Here is a 26,179-nt window from a genome sequence, read left to right as displayed (position 1 = left end):
GCGCCCGGCCGCGGGTGTCCTCCCCGAAGCGCGGTACCGCGGGGCGGAGTTCGCGGTCCGCGGCCCGTGGCCCCTCCGCCGCGCCCGACATGCGCCCGTCCTCGATCGGTCCTAGCGTGACGGACGTCGCTCGGGTGATCGACGGCCGGCCCAGCCGGCGGAAGGCGAGCTGTCATGGCTGAGCGGAACAAACGGTCCTCATTGATCGGTGAAGTGTCGGCTGAATTCGCCGGCACGATGATCCTCATTCTCTTCGGCTGCGGCGTGGTCGCCCAGGTGGTCGCGGGCGGAGCCCTCACGGACCCGGAAGGCGGCCTCGGGAACCACGACAGCATCTCCTGGGCGTGGGGTCTTGCCGTCACGCTGGGCGTCTACGTGGCGGCGCGGCTCAGCGGCGCCCATCTCAACCCCGCGGTGACCGTCGCCCTCGCCGTGTTCAAGGGGTTCTCGTGGCGCAAGGTGGTGCCCTACGTGCTGGCCCAGACGGCCGGCGCCTTCGTGGCCGCTCTGCTGGTCCGCTGGAACTACACCGAAGCCCTGGCGAAGGCCGACCCCGGCCACACCCTCAAGACGCAGTTCGTGTTCTCCACGCTGCCCGCCAACGGGAACACCGCTCTCCCGGTCCACGAGTGGGGCGCCTTTCGCGACCAGGTCATCGGCACCGCCATCCTGCTGCTGCTGATCATGGCGCTCACCGACCTGCTGAACAATCCGCCGGGCGCGAACCTGGCCCCCTTCATCATCGGCCTGGTCGTGGTCGCGATCGGCATGGCCTTCGGCACGAACGCGGGCTACGCCATCAACCCGGCCCGCGACTTCGGTCCCCGGCTGGCCAGCTTCATCACCGGGTACGGCGGAGCGTGGCGGGATCAGTACGGGAACTTCTACTTCTGGGTGCCGATCGTCGCGCCGCTGATCGGTGGCGTGCTCGGCGCGGGTCTGTACAAGGCGTTCATCGGCCGCTTCCTGCCCACCGCCGCACCCGAGCCCCCGGGACGCGTCCCGGCATCCGCGGACTGACCACACCGGCTGGAGAGGCAGGCATCATGGCGGACTTCATCGGCGCGGTGGACCAGGGGACCACCAGCACCCGATTCATGATCTTCGACCACGGCGGCAACGAGGTGGCGAAGCACCAACTGGAGCACGCGCAGATCCTCCCGCGTTCCGGGTGGGTGGAGCACGACCCGGTGGAGATCTGGGAGCGCACCAACTCGGTGATGCAGAACGCCCTCCGCTACGGCGGGCTCTCGGCGACCGACCTCCAGGCGATCGGCATCACCAATCAGCGTGAGACCACGGTGGTCTGGGATCCCCGCAACGGCCGCCCCTATTACAACGCCATCGTGTGGCAGGACACGCGCACCGACGCGATCGCGGCGAACCTGGAACGCTCGGGCAAGGGCGACGTCATCCGGCGCAAGGCCGGCCTGCCCCCGGCGACGTACTTCTCCGGCGGCAAGATCCAGTGGATCCTGGAGAACGTCGACGGAGTACGCGAAGCGGCGGAACGGGGCCACGCGCTCTTCGGCAACACCGACGCGTGGGTCCTGTGGAACCTGACGGGCGGACCCGACGGCGGCATCCACGCCACCGACGTGACGAACGCCAGCCGCACCATGCTGATGAACCTGGAGACGCTCGACTGGGACGACGAGCTGCTGGGCTTCTTCGACATCCCGCGGGCGATGCTGCCGGCCATCAACGCATCGTCGCACCCCGAGGCGTACGGGGTGACCCGGACGACCCGGCCGCTGCGCGCTCCCCTCCCGATCGGCGGGGTCCTCGGTGACCAGCAGGCGGCCACGGTCGGGCAGGTGTGCTTCCGCCCCGGCGAGGCCAAGAACACCTACGGCACCGGCAACTTCCTGGTCCTCAACACCGGGACGGAACTGGTCCGCTCCCAGCACGGTCTGCTGACCACGGTGGCCTACCGATTCGGTGACGACCCCGTCGTGTACGCGCTCGAGGGCTCCATCGCGGTGACCGGCTCCGCCGTGCAGTGGCTGCGCGACCAGATGAAGATCATCAAGACCGCCGCCGAGAGCGAGGACCTCGCCCGCACCGTCGACGACAACGGCGGCATGTACTTCGTCCCCGCCTTCTCCGGCCTCTTCGCACCGTACTGGCGCTCCGACGCCCGTGGGGCGATCGTCGGCCTCGCCCGGTACAACGACAACGCGCACCTGGCCCGGGCCACCCTGGAAGCCATCTGCTACCAGAGCCGCGACGTCGTGGAGGCCATGGAGCAGGACTCCGGGGTCCATCTCGACGTGCTCAAGGTCGACGGCGGTGTCACCGCCAACGACCTCTGCATGCAGATCCAGTCCGACGTCCTCGGCGTCCCGGTCAGCCGTCCCGTCGTCGCCGAGACCACCGCGCTGGGCGCCGCCTACGCGGCGGGGCTGGCCACGGGATTCTGGCGGGACACCGACGAACTGCGCACGCACTGGCACGAGTCCAAGCGCTGGGAGCCCCGGTGGACCGACGAGCAGCGTGCGGAGGGCTACGCCGGCTGGAAGCAGGCGGTGGAACGCACACTCGACTGGGTGAAGATCCCCTGAGGACGCGACGGCCCGGACGGGCCTAGGTACCCGGCCGGCCGGCGACGGCCGGCCGGGCGCCCGTGCGACGGGCCGCGGTCACGCCGGCGGCTCCGACGAGCAGCAGCACGGCGACGGTTCCGAGCGTGAACGCCTCGAACGAGGCCCGGGAGACGCCCCAGACGTCGCTGAAGACGTAGTCGATGCCGAAGAGCCCCTCCAGGACCCCGGGGAAGAGCGCCGACCAGGAACCGACCAGGATCCAGGCGTAGACCAGCACGGCGCACGTCAGGAATCCGCGGTCGCCGAACGGGACCCGGTAGGGCCTCGGGGTGTCGGGCCTGCGGAGGCGGAGGACGACGAGCGCGGGGACGACCACGAGGTAGGACAGCAGCAGCGTGGTGACCGCCACGGTCAGCACCACGGCGAACACGGCGCCCGCGTCGCCGTCCACGAGTTGCATGGCGGCGAGCATGAACAGCGTGGCCACCGCTCCGGAGAGGAGATTGGTGCGCACCGGCGTACCGAGCCGGGGGTGGAAGGCGCCGAGCGAACGGGCGAAGAAGCCTCCGTCGGCGGCGGCCATGGCCTGCATGCGGTCGCTGACGATCATCCAGGCGCTGCCCTGGGTGAGGAGGGCGAAGACGAACATGACGGCGGTGAGGGTCAGCAGGAAGCCGGAGGCGCCGCCGTAGACGCCGAAGACGAGACGGGCGCCCTCCATGAAGCCGCCGATGCCGGTCACCTGGTGGGCGGGTACGACGGCCAGCAGGGCCAGGACGGGGAGCAGGTAGCAGCAGGCGGCGATCGTCGCTGACCGTCCGAGGGCGGCGGGCACGTCGCGCTGCGGGTCGTGCATCTCCTCGCCGGCGGCGTTGGGGGCCTCGAAGCCGACGTAGGCGAAGAGCAGGATCGGTACGAGGGCGAGGAACCCGGCGGTCGTGGGGGTGAAGCTTGCGTCGGTGAGTCCTTGGAAGCCGTGCTCGATCCCGTAGAGCACGGCCGTCACGGTGAACAGGGCGAGGGCGAGGACCTTCACCGCGGCGCCGGCCGTGGTGATCCACTTTCCCCGGCGCAGGGAGACGACGGCCGTGAGGATCGCGACCCACACGAACAGCAGCTTGAACGTGTAGTCGGCGAACGTGCCGGAGCCCAGGGGGAAGACGAAGCCGTCCCAGGTCTCGGCGGCGAGGAAGACCAGGGAGCCACCCAGCCAGATGGGGTTGGTGACCCAGTAGAACAGGGTGGTGAGGGCTGCCGCCGAACGGCCGAAGGCGAGCTTGACCCACACGTAGGGGCCGCCCTCCTGCGGGAACGCGGCGCCGGTCTCCGCGAACAGCAGGGCGTAGGGGACGAGGAAGAACAGGGCGATGACCGCGGTCCAGGTGGCGGCCTCGCCGCCGCCGGTGGCGATCTGCCCGACGGTGTCGAAGGAGATGACCGCGGCGACGGCCATCGCGGTGATGTCGAAGCGCTTCAGGCTGCGTTGCAGGGCGCTCGTGGCCCCGGGCGCACGCGATTCGGTGGACGGGAGGTGGAAGGACACGGGCAGTTCCTTGGACGGGGAGAGGGGACCGCGGGAAGGGCGCGTGTGGACGCGGGGACGGCGTGGGGTCCGTGTCGGGTGCTGCCGGGCGCCGGGAGGCCCGATGGGGTGCCGGGCCTCCCGGCGGTGTCACAGGGCGCGGATCCCACCGGTGGGATCGGTGCGCTCAAGGACGCCGCGCAGGGCGGAGGCCGCCTCCTTGGCCTCGGCCTCGGTCATGACGAGCGGCGGGGACAGCACCAGGCTGTGGGCGGAGTCGCGCACGATCACGCCCGTCTCCCGGCGGATGACGTCGTGCGGCATCCGGTCGGGGCGCAGGGGCAGGGGGGTGCGGGTGGCGCGGTCCTGGACGAGTTCGACGGCGAGCATCATGCCGACGGAGCGGATCTCGCCGACGACCGGCAGATCGCCCAGTTGCGCCTCCAGCTCGGAGTGGAGGAAGGAGCCGAGGCTGGTGGCGCGGGCGAGCAGGCCCTCCTTCTCGATGATGTCGAGGTTGGCGGCGGCGACCGCGGTGGCGACGGGGTGGCCGTTGTAGGTGTAGCCCATGGGGAAGCCGTGCTCGCGCAGGAGGACCTCGGCGACGTGGTCGCCCACCAGGAGGGCGCCGAGCGGCACGTAGCCGGAGGTGATGCCCTTCGCGGTGACGATGATGTCGGGCGTGACACCGAAGTACTGGGCGGCGAACCACTCCCCCACGCGGCCGTAGGCGGTGACGACCTCGTCGAAGATCAGCAGGATGCCGTGCCGGTCGAGGACCTCTCGCACCCGCGGCCAGTAGTCGGCGGGCGGCACGAGCATGCCGCCGACACCCATGATGGGCTCGCCGATCATCGCGGCGATGTTCTCGGGACCGATCTCCGCGATCCGCTCCTCCAGCTCGTGGACGAGGAAGTCGGTCGGGTCCTGGCCGTCGTACAGCTCGGTGCGGTACGGCCACGGCGGGGTGAGGTGGGAGACGTGCGGCATCATCGGGGCGAAGCCCTCGTGGTACAGGGGGAAGCCGGTGGCGGAGCCGCCGCCGTAGCCGATGCCGTGGTAGGCCTTGCTGCGCGCCAGGATCCAGGTCCGGCTGCTCTCGCCGCGTCGGTGGTGGTAGTAGCGGGCCATCTTGATGGCCGCCTCGTTGCCCTCGGAGCCGCCCGAGGTGAAGTAGACGTGGTTGAGGGGGTCGGGTGCGAGGGAGGCGAGCCGCGACGCCAGGGCGATGGCGCGGTCGTTGGAGAACTCCCAGAAGCTGGTGAAGTACTCCAGCTTCCCCATCTGCCGATGGGCGACGTCGGCCAGGTCCGCGCGGCCGTGTCCGACCTGGGCCAGCCACAGGCCGCCGGTGGCGTCGAGGTAGCTCCGGCCCTCGGAGTCGGTGAGGCGGCAGCCCGATCCCTCCGTCATGACGACGCGCTCGGTGGCGCTGCCCGGCAGGTAGGGGTGGATGATGTGCTGCCGGTCCAGACGGGTGAGGTCCGCGGTGTCCAGGGTCATGGGTGAGGCGTCCTTAGCTCGGTGGCGGGTGCTGTGCCGGGAGGGGTGCCGCTCGCCGGCGTGTCAGCCGTAGGCGATCCAGGTCGTCTTCAGGCCGGTGTACTTGTCGAAGGAGTGCAGGGAGAGGTCCCGGCCGTGGCCGGACTGCTTGAATCCGCCGAAGGGCGTGAACGGGCTGAGCGCGTCCACGGTGTTGACGGAGACGGTGCCCGCCCGGAGTGCGTCGGCGACGCGGTGGGCGCGGCTCAGGTCGCGGGTCCACACGGAGGCGGCCAGGCCGTAGGCGGAGTCATTGGCGAGGCGGACGGCCTCGGCCTCGTCGTGGAAGGGCAGCACCGTCAGGACGGGGGCGAACAGTTCCTCGCGCACGAGCGGGTCGCCGGGTGCGAGGCCGGTGACGAGGGTGGGGTCGAGATAGGCGCCGTCCCGGGCGGGGCGGGTGCCGCCGCAGACGATGTTTCCGCCGGACCGGTCGAGGGCGGCCAGGACTCGTTCCACCTGGGCCTCGTCGACGAGTGGTCCGAGGCGGGTCGCGGGGTCGAGCGGGTCGCCCGGCAGCCAGGTGCGGGCCTGTTCGGCGACCCTGGCGGTGAACTCGTCGGCGACGGACGCGTCGACCAGCAGTCGGGTGTTGGCGGAGCACACCTGTCCGGCGTTGTAGGCGAAGCCCCAGGCGGCGCGCTCGGCGGCGGCCTCCAGGTCGGCGTCGGCGAAGACCACGTTGGGGCTCTTGCCGCCGGCCTCGGGCCAGACCTGTTTCATGTTCGACTCGGCCGAGTAGGCGAGGAACCGCTTGGCGACGGCCGTGGAGCCGGTGAAGACGAGACTGTCGACGTCACCGTGCAGACCGAGGGCGCGGCCGGTGGTGTCGCCCGGGCCGGGGACGACGTTGAGCACGCCGTCGGGAAGGCCGGCCCGGGCGGCGAGTTCGGCCAGCAGCAGCGCCGACAGCGGTGACTGCTCGGCCGGCTTCAGCACGACGCTGTTGCCGGCCGCGAGGGCGGGCGCCAGCTTCCAACTGGCGATGTCCAGGGGGAAGTTCCAGGGCACGACGGCGCCGACCACGCCCAGCGGCGCGCGGCGCACCAGGGCGAGGTTGCCGGGCGGTGCGGGGGCGACCTCGTCGTAGAGCTTGTCGACGGCCTCGGCGTACCAGGCGAAGACGCCGGCGGCGCCGGGCACGTCGGTGCCGTGGGACTCCGCGATGGGCTTGCCCATGTCGAGGGTGTCGCAGAGCGCGAGCTCCTCGCCGTTCTCCTCGATGAGGCGGGCCAGGGCGAGGAGGACCCGCTTGCGTTCCGCGGGGGCCGTGCGCGACCAGCGGCCGTCCTCGAAGGAGGTGCGGGCCGCGGTGACGGCCCGGTCGACGTCGGCGGCCGAGCCGGCCGCCACCTGGGCGGTGGTCTTGCCGGTCGCCGGGTTCACTGTCGGGAACCACCGGTCGTCGCCCGGGTCGGCCCACGCTCCGTCGATGAACAGGCGTGTGCGTGGCGCGAGGTCGGCGGCGCGCTGCCGCCAGTACGAGTGCGTCGTCATGCTGTGGCCTTCGATTGCGTCGTGGGAGGGGGCGAACGCGATGTTCGTGCGGATCTCGTGCGGGTCGTCCGAGAAGCGCCGGCCGGGACGGGTGGGCGCGGCCGGGGAGCGGGGCGGCTCGATGACGAGTGCCCGTCGCTTTCTTTGAGTCGAGATTCAAACAATTGGCGAACCGGTCGTCAATGCCCCTGACGACACCTTGTTGCGAAACCTGGTACGGGTGTCAGAGAATTGACCACCATGGGGAAAGCCGGCAGACCACGCAACCAGACGGCACGCAGGGAGGCCCTCGTCTCCGCGGCGGGGCGCGCCATCGCGCAGCGCGGGCTGGAGGGCCTGCGCATCAAGGACATCGCGGACGCGGCCGGGGTCTCCCAGGGCTCGGTGCTGTACTACTACCCGGCGCTCGACGACCTCGTCCTGGAGGTGCACCGGGGAGCGGTCGAGAGTTTCCTGGCGTCACGGCAGCGGGCCTGCGACGAGGCGCCCGCGGGGGATCCGGTGGCACGGCTGCGGGCGCTGCTCGGCAGCGGTCTGCCCGGCGGGGTGGACGATCCCGTCCACGGGTTGCTGTACGAGCTGCACCGGCGGGCCGGCCGCAGTCCGGGCCACGCGGAGCTGATGACCTCGCTGTTCGCCAGGGAGGTCGCTCTCTACACGACCGTCCTGGAGGTCGGCGCCGCGACCGGCGTCTTCACCCTCGCCGCGAGCGCCCAGGACCTCGCACACGGTCTCGTCGCGCTGGAGGACGGGTACGGCCTGCACATCATCAGCCACAACGTGTCCCTGCGGCCGGACCGGATCCGTCAGTTGGTCCTGGCGCACGCCCGTGCGGTCACGGGCTGCGCCGGTCTGTAGGGACCGCGCCGCGTCCCGCCGCGATGTCCCGCAGCAGCTCCATGACGGCCCGGGCGCGCACGGACTGCGTCACCCCGCGCACGGTGGCCAGGGTGAGTTCCAGCGGTGGGTGTCCGTCCGTGAGTTCCAGTTCCACGACCTCACCGCCTCCATAGGTCTGCCCGGTCGCCGGACGCTGGTTCAGCACCGAGTACCCGAGTCCTCTGGCCACCATGGAGCGGACGGTCTCGTAGCTCTGGGTGCGGTAGCGCACGTCGGGCGCGGTACCGGTGCCCGCCACCAGCGCGCGGAAGTAGTCGCGGGTGTGGGGCAGGTCGAGCAGCACCAGGGGCTCGGCGGCCAGTTCGGCCAGCTCCACCGTGCCCCGGCCGGCCAGCGGGTGTCCGGCCGCGACGATGGCGTGGGCCGGGAAGCGGGCGATCGTCTCCCCGCGCACCTCTGAGTCCGCGAACAGGCCGAGGTCGTAGGTGAGGGCGAAGTCGACGCGACCCGAGTACAGCGCCTGGAGCAGTTGCTCGGCCTCCGCCTCCACCACGTCGATCTCGATGCCGGGGTAGCGGCTGGTGCACTCGCTGAACAGGGCGGGCAGGTAGTACGGCGCCAGCGTGACGAAGCATCCGACGGTCACCGGCCCCGACAGCGTCCCCCCGCTGCCCCGGGCTTCCTCCTCCACCTCGCGTGCGCGGGCCAGCAGCTCACGGGCCTGGTGCCGGAGCCGCTCCCCCGCCGGTGTCAGGACGAGCCCTCGGCCCCTGCGGCGGATGAACAGGTCCACCCGCAGGTCGCGTTCGAGGTTGTGCACGGCGGCGGACACGGCGGACTGCGCGATGGTGAGCTCCGCCGCGGCCGCCGTCATCGATCCGCACTCCGCGGCGACGAGGAAGTAGCGGAGCTGAACGAGGGTGAAACCCACCGGTGACGTCATGTACGACCCCTGCGCCTGGCCTTGCGTGTCCTGTCCGCGGCACCCTATGCGGCGGCGGCCGGCGGCGCTCGGGCGGTCGCACGCCGTGACCGTACCGTCATGCCTGAGCGGCCCGGTCGATGCCGGTCCAGGCCAGTGCGACCGCGCCGTCGAGCAGGGCCCGCCGGGCTTGTTCGCCGACGCAGAAGGCGGCGAACTCGCGCTGGTGGTTGGTGGCGGGCAGCGAGCCGATGCCGATGTAGGGGTGGATGGCGGGAACCACCTGCGAGACGTTGCCCATGTCGGTGGAGGCGCGGTTCATCCGGGCGGCCTGGCCGGGTGGCGCGAACTCCCGCCCCAGCGCGAGGGCGTTCAGCCGATAGTGCCCGAGCGCCGTCTCGTCGGTGCGGAACTCCGCGTACGGTCTGCTCTCCGGCTCGATCTCCAGCTCGCACCCGGTGGCGAGGGCCCCCGCCTCGAAGGCCCTCATCACGCGCGGTTCCAGCCCGGCCAGCTCGGCGAGGGTCTCGGCGCGTACGTACCAACGTCCCGTGGTCCGCTCGGGGACGGCGTTCGGGGCGTCCCCGGCGTGGGTCACCACCCCGTGCACCCGGGCCGAGGCCGGCAGGTGCTGGCGGAGCAGGCCGATGGCCACCTGGGCGACCGTGAAGGCGTCGGCCGCGTTGATCCCCGCCTCGGGGTAGGCCGCCGCGTGGGCGGACCTGCCGGTGTAGGAGATCCTGGAGTGGCTGACCGCGAAGGGGCGGGCCTCGGCGACGTCGACCGGCGCCGGGTGCACCATCATCGCGAGGTCCACCCCGGCGAAGGCCCCCCGGTCCAGCATCTCGATCTTTCCGCCCCCGCCCTCCTCCGCGGGGGTGCCGTACACCTCCACGGTGAGGCCGGCGTCGTCGGCGACGGCGGACAGCCCGAGCGCGGCACCGACCGCGCTCGCCGCGATGAGATTGTGCCCGCAGGCGTGCCCGAGACCGGGCAGGGCGTCGTACTCGGCGCACAGGGCGATACGGGTGGGGCCGCTGCCGAACCGGGCGTGGAACGCCGTGTCCAGGCCGAGGTAGGAGGAGGTGACGTCGAAACCGGCGCGGTCGAGCAGGTCCGGGACGACGACGGCGGCGCGGTGTTCCTCCCAGGCGGTCTCCGGGTCGGCGTGCAGCCGCTCGGACAGGGCAGTCAGCTCGTCGGCCCGGCGGTCGACCGCGCGCCGGGCGGCCTCCTTCGCGGCGCCCGTCACCGGTCGCCCGGGACGCCGTACGAGGGCGCGGACGCCGGGTCGAGACCGCGACGCACGTAGTCGTCGCGCTGCGGCAGCCAGATGTCGAGGAGTTCGGCGAGCCGGTCGACGGGGTCGTCGGCCCAGTCCACGCGCAGGTCGGTCACCCGCCACTCCACGTCCGCGACGACCGCCAGCCCCGCGGAGTGCACCGGCCCCTCCTCGCCGCCGGCCGCCACGGCGGCCCGCAGGGCGGTGACCAGTCGTTCCTCCAGCTCGCCCGTGGCCGCCGCGTAGGAGTCGAGGAGGACCCGCGGGATGTGCTCGCCGGCCAGCATGTTGCCCGCCGCGACGGCACCGTCCGACGTCGCCGACGCGTGGGTGCCCAGCGTCCCCGAGCCGCTGTGGGCGAAGCCGGGGCCGGTGCGGCCGAGCACGGTCAGCTGCCGGTGGTGGATGGTCTTCGCGTGCCGCGCCGCACCCGTGACCTCGGCCAGGGCGCGCTGCGCGTCGCCGTGTTCCGCGAGCCGGGCGAGCAGGCTCGTGCCGAGGGAGGGGTCGGTGACGTTCTGGGACGCCGCGGCGCCGACGCCGGGCCTCAGATGGGCGACGCGGGCCGCGACCGCCGGGCTCGACGAGCTGACCACGATGCCGAAGCGCTCGCCGTCACGGACCACCAGGGACAGGGTCATGGCCGTTCCTCCTCGGGGATCACCGCGACGGCGTCGATCTCGCACAGCCACTCCGGACGGGCCAGGGCGGAGACCACCAGGCCGGTGGAGATGGGGTGGACGCCCTTGGTCCAGCGGCCGACCGTGCGGTACACCGCCTCGCGGTAACGGGGGTCGACCAGGTAGACCGTCAGCTTGACCAGGTGTTCCATGCGGCTGCCCGCCTCGTCGAGCAGCAGGGCAATGTTGGCCATCGCCCGCTCCGCCTGGGCCTCGGCGTCACCGATCCCGACCGATTCGCTGGTGTCGAGGTCCTGGCCGATCTGGCCGCGCACGTAGACGGTGCCGCCGGCCACGACGGCCTGGCAGAGGTCGTTGTCGAGGTTCTGCTCGGGGTAGGTGTCGCGGGTGTTGAAGGGCCGGATCCGGGTGTGCCCGCCGGTGACGACCGGGGCCTTGGCCTGCCGGCCCCCGTTCGTGGAGGTCATCGTCTGCTCCTCAGTTCGTCCGGGTCGCCGGGGCCGCGCCGGCCCGGTCGGTGGTGCCGTACGCGAGGTAGCCCCGCTGGGTGGTGATGTGGTCGGCGATGTACCGGGCGTCGTGCCAGACGCCCCACAGGAAGCTCGACCCCCGGCGGGACAGCCAGGGCAGCCCCAGGAAGTAGACGCCGGGTTCGCGGGAGACTCCGCGTCGCTGATCGGGCCGGCCCCTCTCGTCGAACGCGTCGACCTGGAGCCAGCCGTAGTCGGTGGCGAAGCCGGTCGCCCAGACGATCGAGGTGACACCGGCCCCGGCCAGGTCGAGTTCCAGGAGGGGGTCGGTCACACATCCCGGGTCCGGTCCGAGGACGTGGGCCTCCGGCTCCTCGGGGAGGTCGAGGCCGTTGCGCTCGACGTAGGCGTCGGCCGCCCGCAGCAGCGCGAGGTACTTGGCGTCGCCGAGCGCGATGTTGGTGGCGAGGTCCGGCGCGAAGCGCAGTACGCCGTCGTCGTAGGACGTGGTGACGCCGACGAGTTCGATGCCTGTGCCGGCCAGGGCGCGGAAGTCCACGGTGTGGCCGCCGCGGGCGCCGCTGACCGCGATGGTGACGTGTTCGGCGCCCGTGGGAGGCGTCTCGGCGTCCCAGAGTCCGAGGACACCGAGCCACCAGCAGAAGTCACGTCCGCGGTACTCGCGGGGAGGACGGTCGTGCGGGCCGACCGACAGGAGGACCCGACGGCCCGACCGGCGCAGTTCGTCGGCGATCTGGACCCCCGAGGAGCCCGCCCCGACCACGAGGACCGCGCCCTCGGGCAACTGCTCCGGGTTGCGGTACCCGCTGGAGTGGATCTGTACGGGGACGGCGCCGTCCGGGACGACGGGCGGGATCAGGGGACGCTGGAACGGTCCGGTCGCGGCCACCACGAAGCGCGTGTCGAAGGCGCCCCGCGACGTCTCGACGCGGAAGCCGGGCCGGCCGGTGTGCCTGCGCACCGAGGTCACCTCGACCCCGCACCGGACCGGGGCGCCGATCTTCTCGGCGTACGCGGCGATGTAGTCCGCGACCTGGTCCTTCGAGGCGAAGCCGTCGGGGTCGACGTCGGAGAACTCCAGGCCCGGGAACCGGTCGTGCCACGCGGGGCCGTTCGCCACCAGGGAGTCCCAGCGCTCCGAGCGCCACCGTTCGGCGACGCGGTGCCGCTCCAGGACGAGGTGCGGTACGCCGTGGGCCGCCAGGTGCTCGCTCATCGCCACGCCCGCCTGGCCCGCCCCGACGACGACCACTTCTGTCGCGACCACTTCTGTCTCTTCACTCGGCATGTCAGCCTCCACTCAGGCGGCAGCTCGTCCCGATGTCGCGTCGGCTGCGCCACCGCACGGGAAATCCTCGGCGCGGGCCCGGAGTTCTGTCCAACAGATGTTTCCGTTGCAGGTGATCTGTTTTCTGGATGCGCAAGCCCGCGTCGAGGCCATGACCGTCGCCGAGGCCGCCCCTTGACAGACGGCCCGGCAAGATCACACCATCGTTGTCATGACCACCCACCGGTTCGGCACGACGACGGGGCCTCTGCGCGTCCCGGACCGAACAGGGTGTGAACGCTCCGGTCGATGACGGGCCGCCGCTGAGCCCGAGCCCGGCGAGCCACCCGCGACCTGAGCGCGTCGAACCACCTCTCCCCCGCCGACCCGGCACCCCCGACCCCTGCGCCGTGCAGTGATCGGGGGCTCCTGGGCGTCCCGGTGGTCTGCCGTCGGGCGCCGAAGGCCCGTCCGCGCTCACGCACGACCGGATCAGACCCCACGTGAACGAGGGAGAACCCCATGACCGTGATGAACACCCGCCCGGCCCGAGGACTGCGCGAAGCTCGCGTCCCGGGCGACGGGATGTACGAGGGGCGGCGCATCCTGCGCCGCCTGCCCGAGGGCCGTCCGGAGCGGCCGTACGAACTGTTCGACGTGGAGCCCCAGGCGCGCACGATCGGCGCCGTCATCAAGGGGGTCGACCTGTCGCGGCCGCTCGGCCCGGCGTTGCGCGAGGAGCTCGACCGGGCCCTGCTGGAGTGGAAGGTGCTGTTCTTCCGGGCGCAGCACCTCACCTCCGACCAGCAGCGTGCCTTCGCGCGCAACTGGGGTGAGCTGGAGACCAATCCCCTGCTCGCCGCCGGCTCCAGCGAGGACGTCGTCCGCTTCGACAGGGCGAGCGGGACCACCCCGACGTTCGAGAACGTCTGGCACACCGACGTCACCTTCCGCGAACGGCCGGCGCTCGGAGCCGTTCTCCAGCTGCGCGAGGTGCCTCCGTTCGGCGGCGACACCATGTGGGCCGACATGGCGGCCGCCTACGACAACCTCCCCGAGGAGGTGACGGACGTCATCGACCGCGCCCGGGCCGTGCACGACTTCATCCCAGGATTCGCGCGCTTCTACGCACCGGAGCGGCTGCTGCGCCACCAGGACCTGTTCCCGCCCGTGGAACACCCCGTCGTACGCACGCATCCCGCAACCGGGCGGCGCATGCTGTTCGTCAACGCCTCGTTCACGACCCGTATCACCGGCATGGCGCGCGACGAGAGCGACCGGCTGCTGCGCTTCCTCTTCCAGCAGGCGCACGTGCCCGAGTACCAGGTGCGCTTCCGCTGGCAGCCCGGCGACATCGCGTTCTGGGACAACCGGGCCACCCAGCACTACGCCGTCAACGACTACGGCGACGCCCGCCGCGTCGCCGAACGCGTGGCCATCGCGGGCGACCGCCCCCGCTGACGGTCAGCGGCGGGCGAAGGACAGCACGGCGAGGAGGGTGGTCGGCTGCCGGGTGGAGAGGTACACGTAGGGGGCGGGGCAGTCCGGGTCGTCGATCTCGATGCGCAGGGCCGTCGGGATGTGGCTGCGCAGCAGCATCTTCGCGCGGACGTCGGCCCGCCGAGTGCGCCACAGGAACGCCTCTTCGGCGTCGAGGATCTCCGCCAGTCCGAGGGCGGTGAGGGGGAACCTGAGCTGTCCGGCCGTCAGGTGCCGGTCGGTCACCACGATGGCGGCGGCACCGTAGGCGTGCAGCGCCAGTGCGGTGAGGGCGGCCACGACCGCCAGCCCGGTGACGGCGGCGACGGGCCCGAAGGGCAGCAGGACGACGGCCGCCATCACGCTCAGCAGGGCGGCGACCCAGAACGCGGATCTCGGGACGCCGAGACGTTCTTCGTACAGACGCATGCCCCCACCCTCTCAGCTCCGGCCGGTGGCGCGCGGCTCGGGCCCTCCCTGTCAGGTCACAGGTTCACGCCGACGCACCCAGGGACTTCACTGAACGGAACGTCGGTGAACGGAAGGGCAGGACATGAAGGTTCTCTTCAAGCGCGCACTCGTCACCGGAGCGGCCGCGGTCGCTCTGACGGGGGGAGTCGGCCTCGTGACCGCCTCACCCGCGGCCGCCGAGGGCAACGTGCTGCAGTGCCGCACCTGGATCGCCGACGACACGGCCTACGGCGAGTGCCACAACCCCGGGACGCAGCTGCACGCGTTCTCGGTGCGCGCGATCTGCGGGTGGTCCGTCGACACCTACTCGAACTGGATCTACGTGTCGCCCGGCGGGACCAGTTCGGTCGGCGTGGGCTGCAGCGGACCGCTCACGACCGGCGTCGGCGGGGTGGCCATCGAGTACGGCGGCTGAGGGCGGCCGGGGGGGCGCCCTCAGCCGGCCGTCCCGCGTGCCGGCCGGTGGGCCTACAGGGTGCGCTCCAGGCGGTCCGCCACGAGCTTGACGAACCGGGCCGGCTCCTGGGGCCGGCCGCCCTCGGCGAGCACCGCGAGGGCGTGGAGGAGTTCGGCGGTCTCGGTGACCTCCGTGCGGTCCTCGCGCTCGGTGTAGGCCCGGTTCAGGGCCTTCACCAGCTGGTGCTCCGGGTTGAGTTCGAGGATGCGCTTGGCGTGGGGGACCTCTTGGCCCATCGCCCGGTACATGTTCTCCAGCGCGGGCGTGAGGTCGTCGGGGTCGGAGACGACACAGGCCGGGGAGACCGTGAGGCGGGAGGAGAGGCGGACCTCCTTGACGTCCTCGCCCAGGTGCTCGGTCATCCAGCCGAGCAGCCCGGCGTACTCCTCGCTCCGCCGGTCCTTCTCGGCGTCGGGCTTCTCGTCCTCGTCGCCGTCGAGGTCGATCTCGCCCTTGGTCACGGACCGCAGCCGCTTGCCCTCGTACTCCCCCACCGCGTCGGTCCACACCTCGTCCACCGGGTCGGTGAGCAGCAGGACCTCGACGCCCTTGGCCCGGAAGGCCTCCATGTGCGGGGAGGCCTCCATGGCCTGCCGGGACTCGCCCGTCATGAACCAGACGGTGTCCTGTCCCTCCTTCATCCGCTCCACGTACTGCTTCAGCGTGACCGGCGCTTCGGTGTCGTGGGTGGTGGCGAACGAGGAGACGGCGAGGATCGCGTCGCGGTTCTCGGAGTCGGTGATCAGGCCTTCCTTGAGGACGGCGCCGAACTCCCGCCACAGCGTGGCGTAGCGGTCCGGCGCGGACGCCATCATGTCCTTGACCGTCGACAGGACCTTCTTGGTCAGGCGGCGCTGGATCATCCGGATGTGGCGGTCCTGCTGGAGGATCTCGCGGGAGACGTTGAGCGAGAGGTCCTGCGCGTCGACGACGCCCTTGACGAAGCGCAGGTAGGGCGGGAGGAGTTCCTCGCAGTCGTCCATGATGAAGACGCGCTTCACATAGAGCTGCACGCCGCGCCGGTGTCCCTGGGTGAACAGGTCGTGCGGGGCGTGGGAGGGGACGAAGAGGAGGGCCTGGTACTCGAAGGTGCCCTCCGCCTGGAACCGGATCGTCTCCAGCGGCTCGCGCCAGTCGTGGCTGAGGTGCTTGTACAGCTCGTGGTACTCGTCGTCGGACACCTCGTCGCGCGGGCGCGCCCACAGGGCCTTCATCGAGTTGAGGGTCTCGGCCTCACCGGGCTCGCCGTCGTCTCCGGTCCCCCCGACGAGGCGGATGGGCCACGTGATGAAGTCCGAGTACCGCTTGACGATCTCCCTCACCTTCCAGGGGGAGGTGTAGTCGTGGAGCTGGTTCTCGGTGTCCGCCGGCTTGAGGTGGAGGGTGACGGCGGTTCCCTGCGGCGCCTCGTCGACCGTTTCCAGGGTGTACGTGCCCTCGCCTCGTGAGGTCCAGCGTGTGCCCTGGGGCTCGCCGGCGCGGCGGGTCACGAGGGTGACCTCGTCGGCCACCATGAAGCCCGAGTAGAAGCCGACGCCGAACTGCCCGATGAGCCCGTCGGTCCCGTCACCGTCCTGGGCCTCGCGCAGTTCCTTGAGGAAGGCGGCCGTGCCCGAGTTGGCGATGGTGCCGATGAGCCGCGTGACCTCGTCGTACGACATCCCGATGCCGTTGTCCCGCACGGTGAGGGTGCGGGCCTGGCTGTCGATGTCGAGTTCGATGTGCAGGTCGCTCACGTCGACGTCGAGCGTGTCGTCCCTCAGGGCGGCCAGGCGCAGCTTGTCCAGCGCGTCGGAGGCGTTGGAGACGAGCTCGCGCAGGAAGACGTCCTTGTTCGAGTAGACCGAGTGGATCATCAGCTGCAGGAGCTGACGCGCCTCTACCTGGAACTCAAACGTTTCGGTCGGCATGGTTGGTGACTACCTCACTGATCCGCAGTCGTCTGCACTGGTGAAGGCCACTTTAGAACAGCTCGGGCACTCCCCGGGTGCTGTCAGGCGTCGTCGGGCACGGCCGGGTCCGCTGCAAGAAGTTCAGTCAACAACGTTGACGCGGTGACGAGGGCGCGGGCACATTACTTAACGGTAGAACCGATTGGTAACTCGCGTTCGGTACTCCACGTTCCTTCGCTCGAGCCGCCGCACTCTCACCTATCAGCACGCCTGCGCGGGCACCGCCGTGCCCGCTTTCGCGTGCCCGCTTCCCGAGAAGAGAGAGCACATGCCGAAGCATGCCGTGCGCCGTGTCATGACCGCGACAGCAGCCGTGGTCGGCACGCTGGCCCTCAGTGTCACCACTGCCGCCGCCGACACCACACCGTCCCTCGACTACGTCGCCCTCGGCGACAGCTACAGCGCCGGCTCCGGCGTCCTGCCCGTGGACCCGACGAACCTGCTGTGTCTGCGCTCCACCGCGAACTACCCGCACGTCATCGCCTCCCGGACGGGCGCCCGCCTCGACGACGTCACGTGCGGCGCCGCCGAGACCAAGCACTTCACGAAGGCCCAGTACCCGGGAGTCGCCCCCCAGGTGGACGCGCTCGGCGCGGGAACGGACCTGGTGACGCTGACCATCGGCGGCAACGACAACGGCACCTTCATCAACGCGGTGACGGCCTGCGGCACCGCGGGACTGCTCAGTGGCGGCAAGGGCAGCCCCTGCAAGGACAAGCACGGCACGTCCTTCGACGACCAGATCGAGGCGAACACGTACCCCGCCCTCAAGGAGGCGCTGCGCGCCGTCCGCGCGAAGGCGCCCAACGCCCGTGTGGCGGCCCTGGGTTACCCGTGGATCGTGCCAGCCACCGCCGATCCGTCCTGCTTCCTGAAGCTGCCGGTCGCCTCCGGTGACGTGCCCTATCTGCGGGGCATCCAGGCGCACCTCAACGCGGTCGTCCGGCGCGCCGCCGAGGAGACCGGCGTCACCTACGTGGACTTCGCCGGGGCCTCCGAGGGGCACGACGCCTGCAAGGCCGCCGGCACCCGGTGGATCGAACCGCTGCTGTTCGGCCGGAACCTGGTCCCCGTCCACCCCAACGCCCTGGGAGAGCGCCGCATGGCCGAGCACACCATGGACGTCCTCGGTCTGGACTGATCCGGCGGCCCGGCCGATCCGGCCACGGCCTCAGCCGGCCTTCCGGAAGAGCTCCGACATCCGGTCGGCCGTGGCGGCGGCCAGCGGCCCGGCCGCGTCCGGGGCCACCAGGCCGACCCGGGCGGCCAGTTCCCTGCCGTGGACGTCGACGGCGGCCTCGACGAGTTCCGCCAGCGCCTCCAGCGCCGCCCGGGCCCGTGCCCGGGACACGGCGGCGCAGGCGACGGCGGGCAGCGCGGCCGGCCACCACCAGCAGGCGACCAGGGCATAGCCGGCCGCCCAGGCCGCGAGCCGTCCCGCGGCGCCGAAGGAGTCGCGGGACGACTGGATCTGCCGTACGGCGGGTTCGGGGAGGATCAGCCACAGCCGGGGCCACAGCGCCGCGAGGTCGGCACCGTAGGCGTCCTCGACGCGGTCCGCCACCGCCTGCATGCGGTCCCCGTACCAGCAGGGCCGCACCGGCGCGCGCAGCGAGATGCGGTCGCGGGCCTCGGCGAGGTCCTGGATCCGCGCCCACACGGCCGCGGGGACCGTCAGCGCGCCGTCCGCTCCCCCGCCGGACGGAGTGGTGCGGGCCACCGTCTCCTCGAGCTCGGCGTCCCGCCGGGTCCACCGGCGCCGCCGTCGCGTGGTGAGGGCGCGCGAGAGCGGATCGCGGCCCGCACGCAGCCAGTACCGCTCGATCGCGCCGCCGAGGAACTGCGCGGCGAGCGCCGCCGCCGCGGCGGTCAGCAGGACGAACGCCACCAGGAGTGCGGCCGTGCCGGTCCGGTCCAGCGCGGGCCGGGCGGCGAGGTCGTCCAGCGTGCCGCGCAGCCGGTCGACGTCGTGCCAGTGACGGTGCCCGAGGCGGGTGCCGACGGCCGCGACGGCGAGGAAGAGGGCGCCGGGCAGCACCAGCAGGTTCAGCCAGCGCTCGGTGAGTTTGCCGCCCAGGGTGGCGAGGAGTGGGTTCACGGTGTCGTTGGCCCGGGCGCGGTCACCGGTCGGGGCGCAGGCGCGCCTTGTGCATGCGTGCGTCGTGGACGGCACAGTGCGGGGCGGGCAGCAGGTCGCGGACCCGTTCGGTGCGGCTGCAGCGTGCCGGTCCGGGGCACACGGCCACCTTGAGGTGGGTGCTCACGCCGGGCACCCCGACGCCCCGGGACGCGACGAGCAGCCCGCCCGCGTACCCGGCCCGGCGCAGGGCGTGGTCGAGGGCGTCGAAGCAGGCGGCGAGTTCGTCGGCGCCCGCGCCCGCGCGCAGCAGGTCCCGCGCGCGCTCGGCCGCCTCCCCGACGCCGGGCCGCTGCATCTCCTCCCGGGAGCCGAGCAGGGCGCACAACGCCGCCTGCCGGTGCAAGAGTTCGGGAACGTCGGGCGATACGGTCATGGTCCCAGTGTGCCTCAGGACGGGCACAGTGGAGAGTGAGTCGCCAAGCCGCCGGAGTCGACTGCAGGGGGACGACAGGGTGAGGGACGACCGGGACCGGCTCGTACAGGCCGTCGGCGCACGCCTCGCGCGGGCCGGCACCGCGGACACGGGGGTGGACCCGGGCGTGGTGTTCGGCCCGGCCGCGGACTCCGAACTGCGGGCGCTGCTGCGGGCCACGGACCCGAGGACCGATCTGGAGGCCCGGCACGTGGCCGGGTGGCTGTGCGTCGCCCGCGCGTCGGCCACCTCCGGCATCGAGGGCAGCATCCACGGGGCGATGGCCGGCACGCTGCTCTTCCCCGTGTGGGTGGCCGATCCCCGGCTCGTGCCACCGCAGTTGGCGGCCGGCTTCGCCGCCGCCGACCCCGCGGACCTCCCCGACCCGGCGAACGCCGACGGTGTCGCCGAGTGGTCGGCGCAGTGCGCCGCGTCCCTGATCGCGGCCGAGGGCCGGCAGCACCGGCCGCCGCGCGACGCCACCGAGGACGACCTGCGTCTGTACGCACTGGCCGAGCGGGTGAGCGCCTCGGCACCGAGCCGCGAGATACTGCTCGCCACGGCCGTCGCCGCGGGCAGCCTCGCCGTCCTCGCGACCCCGGAGGACGACCCCGCGTACGGCGCCCTGGTCGCCGATCTGACCCACGCCCTGTCCCTCGGCGAGCGGGACGGGGCGGAGGCCGGCCCGGACACCGAGCTCCTTCTCACCCACCGCACCCTCAAGGCCCTCCCCGGCCACTCCCCCGACCGGCTCCCCGCCCTCAGCAATCTGGGCATCCAGCTGCTGGACCGCTACCAGCGCGCGCACGACCCGGAGGACCTGTACGACGCCGCCGGCATCGCCCGCGACGTGCTGGCCCAACTTCCCGCCGGCAGCCCGCATCTGGCCCACTGCCTGAGCACCCTGGGCGCCACGCTGCTCGCTCTGCGGCACCGGGAGGGCGGCACCGTCGAGGAGTGCGACGAGGTGGTGGACCTGTTCCGCCGGGCCGCTCCCGGCGACCCGAAGGGCCCGGCCGCGGCAGGCATCAACCTGGGCCTCGCACTCGTCCTGCGCTACCAGCGCGCCGGCCGGCCGCACGATCTGCACGAGGCGGTCGCGGTGTTCAGCGAGGCCCTGAACGCGGCGCGGGACCCGGATCAGCGCGTCGGTATACGCGCCGCGCTGGGCAACGCGCTGCGGGCCCGCTACGCGCTGAGCGGCGATCCCGCCGATCTGGACGCGGCGATCTCGCATCTGTCCGCCGTGGCGGCCGTGTCCACGCAGGCGACGCCCCGCACCGCGACGCGGCTGCTCGCGCCCGCGATGGCGCTGCACGCCCGCTACCGGCTCGACCCCGAGGGCAACCGCGCGGACCTGGCCGAGGCCCTCGCGCTCCTGCGGCGGGCCGAGTCGCTGCTGCCGCCGGGTCACCCGGAGCGACCCGTGACGCTCTGCGATCTCGGCCTGGTGCTGAGCGACAGTTACGAGCACAGCGGCCGCCCGGCGGAGCTGAACGAGGCGATCGAAGCGCTGCGGGAGGGCGTGGCGCTCACCCCGGACGGGCACGAGGTGCTCGGCGTGCGGCTGCTGAACCTCGGGATGGCCCTGGGGCTGCGCCACGGGCTCTCGGGCGACGGCGAGGACCTGCGCGAGGCACAGGAGTGCCGGCACCGTGCCGGGCGGCTGCCCGGGCTCGGCCGCGCGCACCGCGCGACGCTGCTCGGGTCCACGGGGATCAGTGTGATGACCGGTTCCGAGCGTGCCCCCGACCCGGCCGCCCGGCTCGACGAAGCCGTCGCGCTGTTCCGGCAGGCACTCGCGCTGACCCCGGCGGACGACCCCCTCCTGCCGCGCCGGCGCCACAACCTGGCCATGGCCCTGATGGCCCGCTGCGAGCGGGCGTGGCGGCCCGGTGACGTCCGGGAGGCGCGCCGGCTGGCCGACGCGGTCGTCGCGGCGCTGCCCGACGACTCCCCCGAGCTGCCCGCAGCGCTGACGGTGGCCGCCGACTCCCGTCTGTCGGGCCTCGGCTCCCTGGTGTCGCCCGGCGTCCGGGCCGAGGCGCTCGCCCTGCTGCGCCGGGCGGTCGAGGTCACCCCGCCCGGTCACGCGCGGCGCGCGCTGCGGCTGACGAACCTGGGTGCCGTCCTGCGGGACCGGAGCACCGGCCGGAGCCGCGACGCCGATCTGGCGGAGGCGGCCGAGGTGTTCCGCACGGCCGCACTGGAGCAGCAGTGCCCGCCCTCGGAGCGGCTGAACGCCGCGCGGGCCTGCGGCGACCTCTGGGCGGAGCTCGGTGTGTGGGACCGCGCTCTGGACGGCTATGTGCGGGCGGTCGACCTGCTGCACTCCGTCGCGCCGCGCCATCTGCTGCGCGACGACCAGGAGTTGCTGCTCGGCCGGACCGTCGGCCTGGGGGCCGCCGCGGCCGCCTGTGCGGTGCGCTGCGGCCGGCCCGGGCTCGCGGTGGGGCTCCTCGAACAGGCCAGGGGCGTCCTGCTGTCCCATGCCTTCGACGCGGACAGCGACCTCACCCGGCTCCGGGAGAGGGCGCCGGCACTCGCCGAGCGGTTCGAGGAGCTCCGGGCGGCGCTCGACACGGCGACCGAGAGCCGGGAGCAGCTGAGCGAGGAGTCCGCGGACCGCGGCCCGGGCGGCCCGGCGCACCCGTCCCGCGCCGCGGACGCGCGGGCCGACCGGCGCCAGCGGCTGGCCGCCGAATGGCAGGAACTCACGCGCCGCATCCGTGCCGAGCACCCCGGCCTCGGTCTGCTGCGCCCGGTGCGGGAGTGGGACGAGAGCGAGCTGCGGGCGACCGCCGCGGCCGGCCCGGTGGTCCTGGTCAACGTCTCCCCCTACGGCAGCGACGCCCTGGTCGTCACCGGGCGTTCCGTCGACGCCGTGCCGCTGCCCGGTCTAGATGCGCGGACGACGGCGGCTCACCGGGAGGCGTTCGAGGAGGCGCTCGTGCGTATCGAGACGCCCGGAACCTCACGCAAGCACGCGCGGCGCGCCCAGCAGGTCGTCCGGGACACCCTCGACTGGCTGTGGCGGACGGTCACCGGCCCGGTCCTGGACCACCTGGGCCTCCCGGCCCGGCCCGCCGGGCCGTGGCCCCGCGTGTGGTGGTCGCCCGGCGGCGCCCTGGGCACGCTGCCACTGCACGCGGCGGCTCCCGCCGACGGCGTGTCCGGGGCGCTCGACCGGGTGACGTCCTCGTACACACCGACGCTGCGGGCCCTGCACCATGCCCGGCAGCGTGTCGCGCGGCCCGCGGGCGCCACGACGCTCGTGGTCGGCGTGTCGGAGGCCGCCGGCGCCGCTCCCCTGCCCGGCGCGCGCCGCGAGAGGGAGCACCTGGCGGGCCTGCTGCCGGGGGCCGCGGTGCTGGCGGACACCGCCGCCACGCGCTCCGCGGTCGTCTCCGCCCTGCCCCGGCACGCCCACGCGCACTTCGCCTGCCACGCCCTCAGCGATCTGGAGCGCCTGTCCGAGAGCCGGCTGGTGCTGCACGACGCCACCGAGCGTCCGCTGACCGTCCGCGACCTCGCCCGCCTGCGGCTGCCGTCAGCGCGGCTGGCGTACCTCTCCGCCTGCGACACCCTGCGCAGCAGCCCGGAGCTCGCCGACGAGGCCGTCCACATCGTCAGCGCCCTGCAGATGGCGGGTTTCCCGCACGTCGTGGGCTCCCTGTGGCACGTCGTGGACGCCATCGGCGCCGAGGTCGCGCGGGGCGTGTACGAGGAGCTCCACACCGGCGGCGGCGCGCTGGACGTGGCCCGCACGTCCGGTGCCCTGCACGCGACGGTGCGCGCGCTGCGCGACCAGTACCCCGAGACGCCCAGCCTCTGGGCCTGCCAGGTCCACGCCGGTCCCTAGGGCGTGTCCGCACAGTCCCTCCGTCCGCCCGGAGGGCGGGTCCCGCGGCGTCCGGCGGGTGCTTTCCGGCGGGCCGGGCTTGGGTCCCGTACCGGGGTGTACGCGGGCCTTCGCCCCCTGCGGCGAGAGCTCGCGCCGGGCGTCGCGGGGCGGAGGGGCTGTGCGGACACGGCCCGGGCGTGTCCGCATACCCTGTCACCGTGCCAGACCCCCGCCTGCGTCGCGTCGCCGTCCTTGTGTTCGAGGGTGCCAAGCCGCTCGACGTCGGCATTCCCGCGCAGGTGTTCACGACCCGCGCCAGCATGCCGTACGAGGTGCGGGTGTGCGGCGCGACGCCCGGCCTCGTGACCGGCGGCGACGGCCTGTCGTACCACGTCGCCCACGGCCTCGACGCCCTCGCGTGGGCCGACCTCGTGTTCCTGCCCGGCTACCGGTTCCCGGACCGCGAGGACCCGCCACCGGCCGTCGTCGACGCGCTGGTCGCCGCCCACGACCGGGCGCGCGGCTCGCGGCCATCTCGACGGGCGCCTTCGCGCTGGCCGCCACGGGCCTGCTCGACGGCCGGCGGGCCACGACGCACTGGCACTACACGCGGGCGCTGGCGGCGAGGCATCCGCTGGTCCGGGTCGACGAGAACGTGCTGTTCGTCGACGAGGGACGGGTGCTCACGTCGGCGGGCGCCGCCTCCGGCATCGACCTGTGCCTGCACATCCTGCGCGGCGACCTCGGGGTGGCCGCGTCGAACCACGCGGCCCGGCGCCTGGTGGCGGCGCCCTACCGCAGCGGGGGCCAGGCGCAGTACGTGCCGCGCAGCGTGCCCGAGCCGCTCGGCGAGCGGTTCGCCGCCACCCGCGAGTGGGCGCTGCACCGGCTGGGCGAGCCCCTCACCCTGGAGACGCTGGCCCGGCACGCGGCGGTGTCGCCGCGCACCCTGTCGCGGCGCTTCGTCGAGGACACGGGATACACGCCGATGCAGTGGGTCATGCGCGCCCGCATCGACATGGCGCGTGAGCTGCTCGAACGGTCGCAGCGCAGCGTGGAGCAGATCGCCGACGACGTCGGGCTCGGCACCGCCACCAATCTGCGGCTGCACTTCCAGCGCATCCTCGGCACCACGCCGACCCAGTACCGCCGCACCTTCGCCCAGGGCGAGTGACGCGCTCGACACGGGCCTGGCGGGATCCTTTCGAACCGTGGCGATCGCGCCGCTGTCCCGGGTGTCCGCCACGCAGCACCCTGGGTGGCGAGACGAAGGGACACACTCATGACTCGCATCGCCATCAACGGATTCGGCCGCATCGGACGCAATGTGCTGCGTGCCCTGCTCGAACGCGGCAGTGACCTGGAGGTCGTCGCCGTCAACGACCTCACGGAGCCCGCCACGCTGGCGCGCCTGCTCGCCTACGACACCACGGCCGGCCGGCTCGGCCGCCCGGTGACCGCCGACGGGGACGCCCTGGTCGTCGACGGCCGCCGGATCAAGGTGCTCGCCGAGCGGGAACCGGCGCAGCTGCCGTGGGCCGAGCTGGACGTCGACATCGTGCTGGAGGCGACGGGCCGCTTCACGTCGGCCAAGGCCGCGCGCGCCCACCTCGACGCGGGCGCCCGGAAGGTGCTCGTCAGCGCGCCGTCGGACGGCGCCGACGTGACGCTCGCGTACGGGGTCAACACCGACGCCTACGACCCGGACGTGCACACCGTCGTCTCCAACGCCTCGTGCACGACCAACGCGCTCGCGCCGCTGGCCGCGGTGCTCGACGAGCTCGCCGGCATCGAGCACGGCTTCATGACGACGGTGCACGCCTACACGCAGGAGCAGAACCTCCAGGACGGTCCGCACCGCGACGCCCGCCGCGCCCGGGCCGCCGCCGTGAACATCGTGCCCACCACCACGGGCGCGGCGAAGGCGATCGGTCTGGTGCTGCCGAACCTCGACGGCAAGCTGTCGGGCGACTCGATCCGCGTGCCGGTCCCGGTCGGGTCGATCGTCGAGCTCAACACCACCGTCTCCCGCGAGGTGACGCGCGAGGACGTGCTGGCGGCCTACCGTGCCGCGGCCGAGGGCCCGCTCGCCGGTGTCCTCGAGTACTCGGAGGACCCGCTGGTGTCGTCGGACATCACCGGCAACCCGGCCTCGTCGATCTTCGACGCGGAACTCACCCGGGTCGACGGCCGCCACGTCAAGGTGGTCGCCTGGTACGACAACGAGTGGGGCTTCTCCAACCGCGTGATCGACACGTTGCTGCTGCTCGCCACCCGTTGAGGGGACAGCCGGTTAACGGTCCGCGGACCACACCCGTCACAATGGTGCGATGAGCAATTCCAAGGTTTTCTTCGACATCGACATCGACGGCAAGGACGCGGGCCGCATCGTCTTCGAGCTCTTCGAGGACGTCACCCCCAAGACCGCCAAGAACTTCATCGAGCTGGCGACCGGCGAGCACGGCTTCGGCTACAAGGGCTCCCCGTTCCACCGTGTGATTCCGCAGTTCATGCTGCAGGGCGGTGACTTCACCAGGGGCGACGGCACCGGCGGCAAGAGCATCTACGGCGAGAAGTTCGCGGACGAGAACTTCCAGCTGAAGCACACCGGCAAGTACCTGCTCTCGATGGCGAACGCGGGTCCGAACACCAACGGCTCGCAGTTCTTCATCACCACCGTCCCCACCCCGTGGCTGGACGGCAAGCACGTCGTCTTCGGCAAGGTCGTCGAGGGCACGGACGTGGTGGACACGATCGAGGGCTACGGCTCCTCCCCGTCGGGCCGCACCTCCGCGACCATCACGGTGCGGGACTCGGGCAAGCTCTGAGCCCGCACCGGCCGGGCGAAGGCCCGCCCGGACACGGCGCCCGCCG

Annotated in this window: 21 protein-coding genes and 1 pseudogene; 10 read left to right on the top strand and 12 right to left on the bottom strand. The window is 72.7% G+C overall.

The window, feature by feature from the left end; genetic code table 11:
* The first annotated feature begins 174 nt into the window (after positions 1–174).
* Together IEZ05_RS30925 and glpK are read left to right on the top strand one after the other, a co-directional pair.
* The gene (locus tag IEZ05_RS30925; RefSeq protein ID WP_189233600.1) at positions 175–1,020 is read left to right on the top strand and encodes an MIP/aquaporin family protein; all 846 of its coding nucleotides are present in this window, start codon (positions 175–177) and stop codon (positions 1,018–1,020) included.
* A 26-nt stretch (positions 1,021–1,046) separates the two neighbouring features.
* A complete protein-coding gene (gene glpK / locus IEZ05_RS30920) occupies positions 1,047–2,564 on the top strand; it encodes a glycerol kinase GlpK (RefSeq protein WP_189233599.1) in 1,518 nt (505 codons plus the stop codon).
* A 22-nt stretch (positions 2,565–2,586) separates the two neighbouring features.
* Here glpK and IEZ05_RS30915 read toward each other — a convergent pair whose 3' ends face one another.
* The 3 genes from IEZ05_RS30915 to IEZ05_RS30905 form a co-directional block, all read right to left on the bottom strand.
* Positions 2,587–4,089: an APC family permease gene (locus IEZ05_RS30915; RefSeq protein ID WP_229869933.1), complete on the bottom strand. Its 1,503-nt coding sequence runs from the start codon at positions 4,087–4,089 to the stop codon at positions 2,587–2,589.
* Between the two features lie 129 nt (positions 4,090–4,218).
* Entirely contained in the window at positions 4,219–5,571 is a 1,353-nt protein-coding gene (locus IEZ05_RS30910; protein ID WP_189233598.1) for an aminotransferase family protein, read from the bottom strand.
* Positions 5,572–5,634: 63 nt separating this feature from the next.
* Positions 5,635–7,107: an aldehyde dehydrogenase family protein gene (locus tag IEZ05_RS30905; protein WP_189233597.1), complete on the bottom strand. Its 1,473-nt coding sequence runs from the start codon at positions 7,105–7,107 to the stop codon at positions 5,635–5,637.
* Between the two features lie 240 nt (positions 7,108–7,347).
* Between IEZ05_RS30905 and IEZ05_RS30900 the strand changes: the two genes are divergently transcribed.
* Entirely contained in the window at positions 7,348–7,965 is a 618-nt protein-coding gene (locus IEZ05_RS30900) for a TetR/AcrR family transcriptional regulator (RefSeq protein ID WP_189233596.1), read from the top strand.
* Here the strand turns inward: IEZ05_RS30900 and IEZ05_RS30895 are convergent.
* The 5 genes from IEZ05_RS30895 to IEZ05_RS30875 form a co-directional block, all read right to left on the bottom strand.
* Positions 7,943–8,890, bottom strand: a complete 948-nt coding sequence (locus tag IEZ05_RS30895) for a LysR family transcriptional regulator (RefSeq protein ID WP_189233595.1) — start codon at positions 8,888–8,890, stop codon at positions 7,943–7,945. The genes IEZ05_RS30900 and IEZ05_RS30895 overlap by 23 nt on opposite strands.
* A gap of 97 nt (positions 8,891–8,987) precedes the next feature.
* A complete protein-coding gene (locus tag IEZ05_RS30890) occupies positions 8,988–10,121 on the bottom strand; it encodes a M20 family metallopeptidase (RefSeq protein ID WP_189233594.1) in 1,134 nt (377 codons plus the stop codon).
* Positions 10,118–10,792 carry a DUF1028 domain-containing protein gene (locus IEZ05_RS30885; RefSeq protein WP_189233593.1) on the bottom strand — a complete coding sequence of 225 codons (675 nt, stop codon included), beginning with the start codon at positions 10,790–10,792 and terminating at the stop codon, positions 10,118–10,120. The genes IEZ05_RS30890 and IEZ05_RS30885 overlap by 4 nt, the downstream gene beginning before the upstream one ends.
* Positions 10,789–11,259, bottom strand: coding sequence for a RidA family protein (locus IEZ05_RS30880; protein WP_189233592.1), 471 nt, complete (start codon positions 11,257–11,259; stop codon positions 10,789–10,791). Before IEZ05_RS30880 ends, IEZ05_RS30885 begins: the two co-directional genes overlap by 4 nt.
* Positions 11,260–11,269: 10 nt before the next feature.
* Positions 11,270–12,571, bottom strand: a complete 1,302-nt coding sequence (locus IEZ05_RS30875; protein ID WP_189233591.1) for a flavin-containing monooxygenase — start codon at positions 12,569–12,571, stop codon at positions 11,270–11,272.
* A gap of 501 nt (positions 12,572–13,072) precedes the next feature.
* Here IEZ05_RS30875 and IEZ05_RS30870 point away from each other — a divergent pair.
* Entirely contained in the window at positions 13,073–14,011 is a 939-nt protein-coding gene (locus tag IEZ05_RS30870) for a TauD/TfdA dioxygenase family protein (protein ID WP_189233590.1), read from the top strand.
* 3 nt (positions 14,012–14,014) lie between these two features.
* Here IEZ05_RS30870 and IEZ05_RS30865 read toward each other — a convergent pair whose 3' ends face one another.
* Complete coding sequence (locus tag IEZ05_RS30865) at positions 14,015–14,458, bottom strand: DUF3093 domain-containing protein (RefSeq protein WP_189233589.1); 444 nt, start codon at positions 14,456–14,458, stop codon at positions 14,015–14,017.
* A gap of 124 nt (positions 14,459–14,582) precedes the next feature.
* Between IEZ05_RS30865 and IEZ05_RS30860 the strand changes: the two genes are divergently transcribed.
* Positions 14,583–14,915, top strand: a complete 333-nt coding sequence (locus tag IEZ05_RS30860) for a hypothetical protein (protein ID WP_189233588.1) — start codon at positions 14,583–14,585, stop codon at positions 14,913–14,915.
* A gap of 53 nt (positions 14,916–14,968) precedes the next feature.
* Here IEZ05_RS30860 and htpG read toward each other — a convergent pair whose 3' ends face one another.
* Positions 14,969–16,867, bottom strand: coding sequence for a molecular chaperone HtpG (gene htpG / locus IEZ05_RS30855; protein ID WP_189233587.1), 1,899 nt, complete (start codon positions 16,865–16,867; stop codon positions 14,969–14,971).
* A 310-nt stretch (positions 16,868–17,177) separates the two neighbouring features.
* Here htpG and IEZ05_RS30850 point away from each other — a divergent pair, with 310 nt between their 5' ends.
* Positions 17,178–18,050 carry an SGNH/GDSL hydrolase family protein gene (locus IEZ05_RS30850; protein ID WP_189233586.1) on the top strand — a complete coding sequence of 291 codons (873 nt, stop codon included), beginning with the start codon at positions 17,178–17,180 and terminating at the stop codon, positions 18,048–18,050.
* Between the two features lie 30 nt (positions 18,051–18,080).
* On the opposite strand, the gene IEZ05_RS30845 is transcribed toward IEZ05_RS30850, so the two are convergent.
* The gene (locus IEZ05_RS30845; RefSeq protein WP_189233585.1) at positions 18,081–19,007 is read right to left on the bottom strand and encodes a hypothetical protein; all 927 of its coding nucleotides are present in this window, start codon (positions 19,005–19,007) and stop codon (positions 18,081–18,083) included.
* A gap of 22 nt (positions 19,008–19,029) precedes the next feature.
* Positions 19,030–19,422, bottom strand: a complete 393-nt coding sequence (locus IEZ05_RS30840) for a hypothetical protein (RefSeq protein WP_189233584.1) — start codon at positions 19,420–19,422, stop codon at positions 19,030–19,032.
* Between the two features lie 79 nt (positions 19,423–19,501).
* Between IEZ05_RS30840 and IEZ05_RS30835 the strand changes: the two genes are divergently transcribed.
* The 4 genes and pseudogenes from IEZ05_RS30835 to IEZ05_RS30820 all read left to right on the top strand — a co-directional run bounded on the left by IEZ05_RS30835 (position 19,502) and on the right by IEZ05_RS30820 (position 26,133).
* A complete protein-coding gene (locus IEZ05_RS30835; protein ID WP_189233583.1) occupies positions 19,502–23,323 on the top strand; it encodes a CHAT domain-containing tetratricopeptide repeat protein in 3,822 nt (1,273 codons plus the stop codon).
* 200 nt (positions 23,324–23,523) lie between these two features.
* Positions 23,524–24,479 (top strand): annotated as a pseudogene (locus IEZ05_RS30830) (GlxA family transcriptional regulator).
* 108 nt (positions 24,480–24,587) lie between these two features.
* On the top strand, positions 24,588–25,586 hold the full coding sequence (gap, locus tag IEZ05_RS30825; protein WP_189233582.1) for a type I glyceraldehyde-3-phosphate dehydrogenase: 999 nt from the start codon (positions 24,588–24,590) through the stop codon (positions 25,584–25,586).
* A gap of 49 nt (positions 25,587–25,635) precedes the next feature.
* Positions 25,636–26,133, top strand: coding sequence for a peptidylprolyl isomerase (locus tag IEZ05_RS30820; protein ID WP_189233581.1), 498 nt, complete (start codon positions 25,636–25,638; stop codon positions 26,131–26,133).
* Positions 26,134–26,179 lie beyond the last annotated feature (46 nt).

The organism is Streptomyces flaveolus (assembly GCF_014648815.1).
GTDB classification, from domain to species: domain Bacteria; phylum Actinomycetota; class Actinomycetes; order Streptomycetales; family Streptomycetaceae; genus Streptomyces; species Streptomyces flaveolus.
Note: the sequence above shows the minus strand (reverse complement) of the source record. Positions and strands in the feature narration are given on the sequence as shown.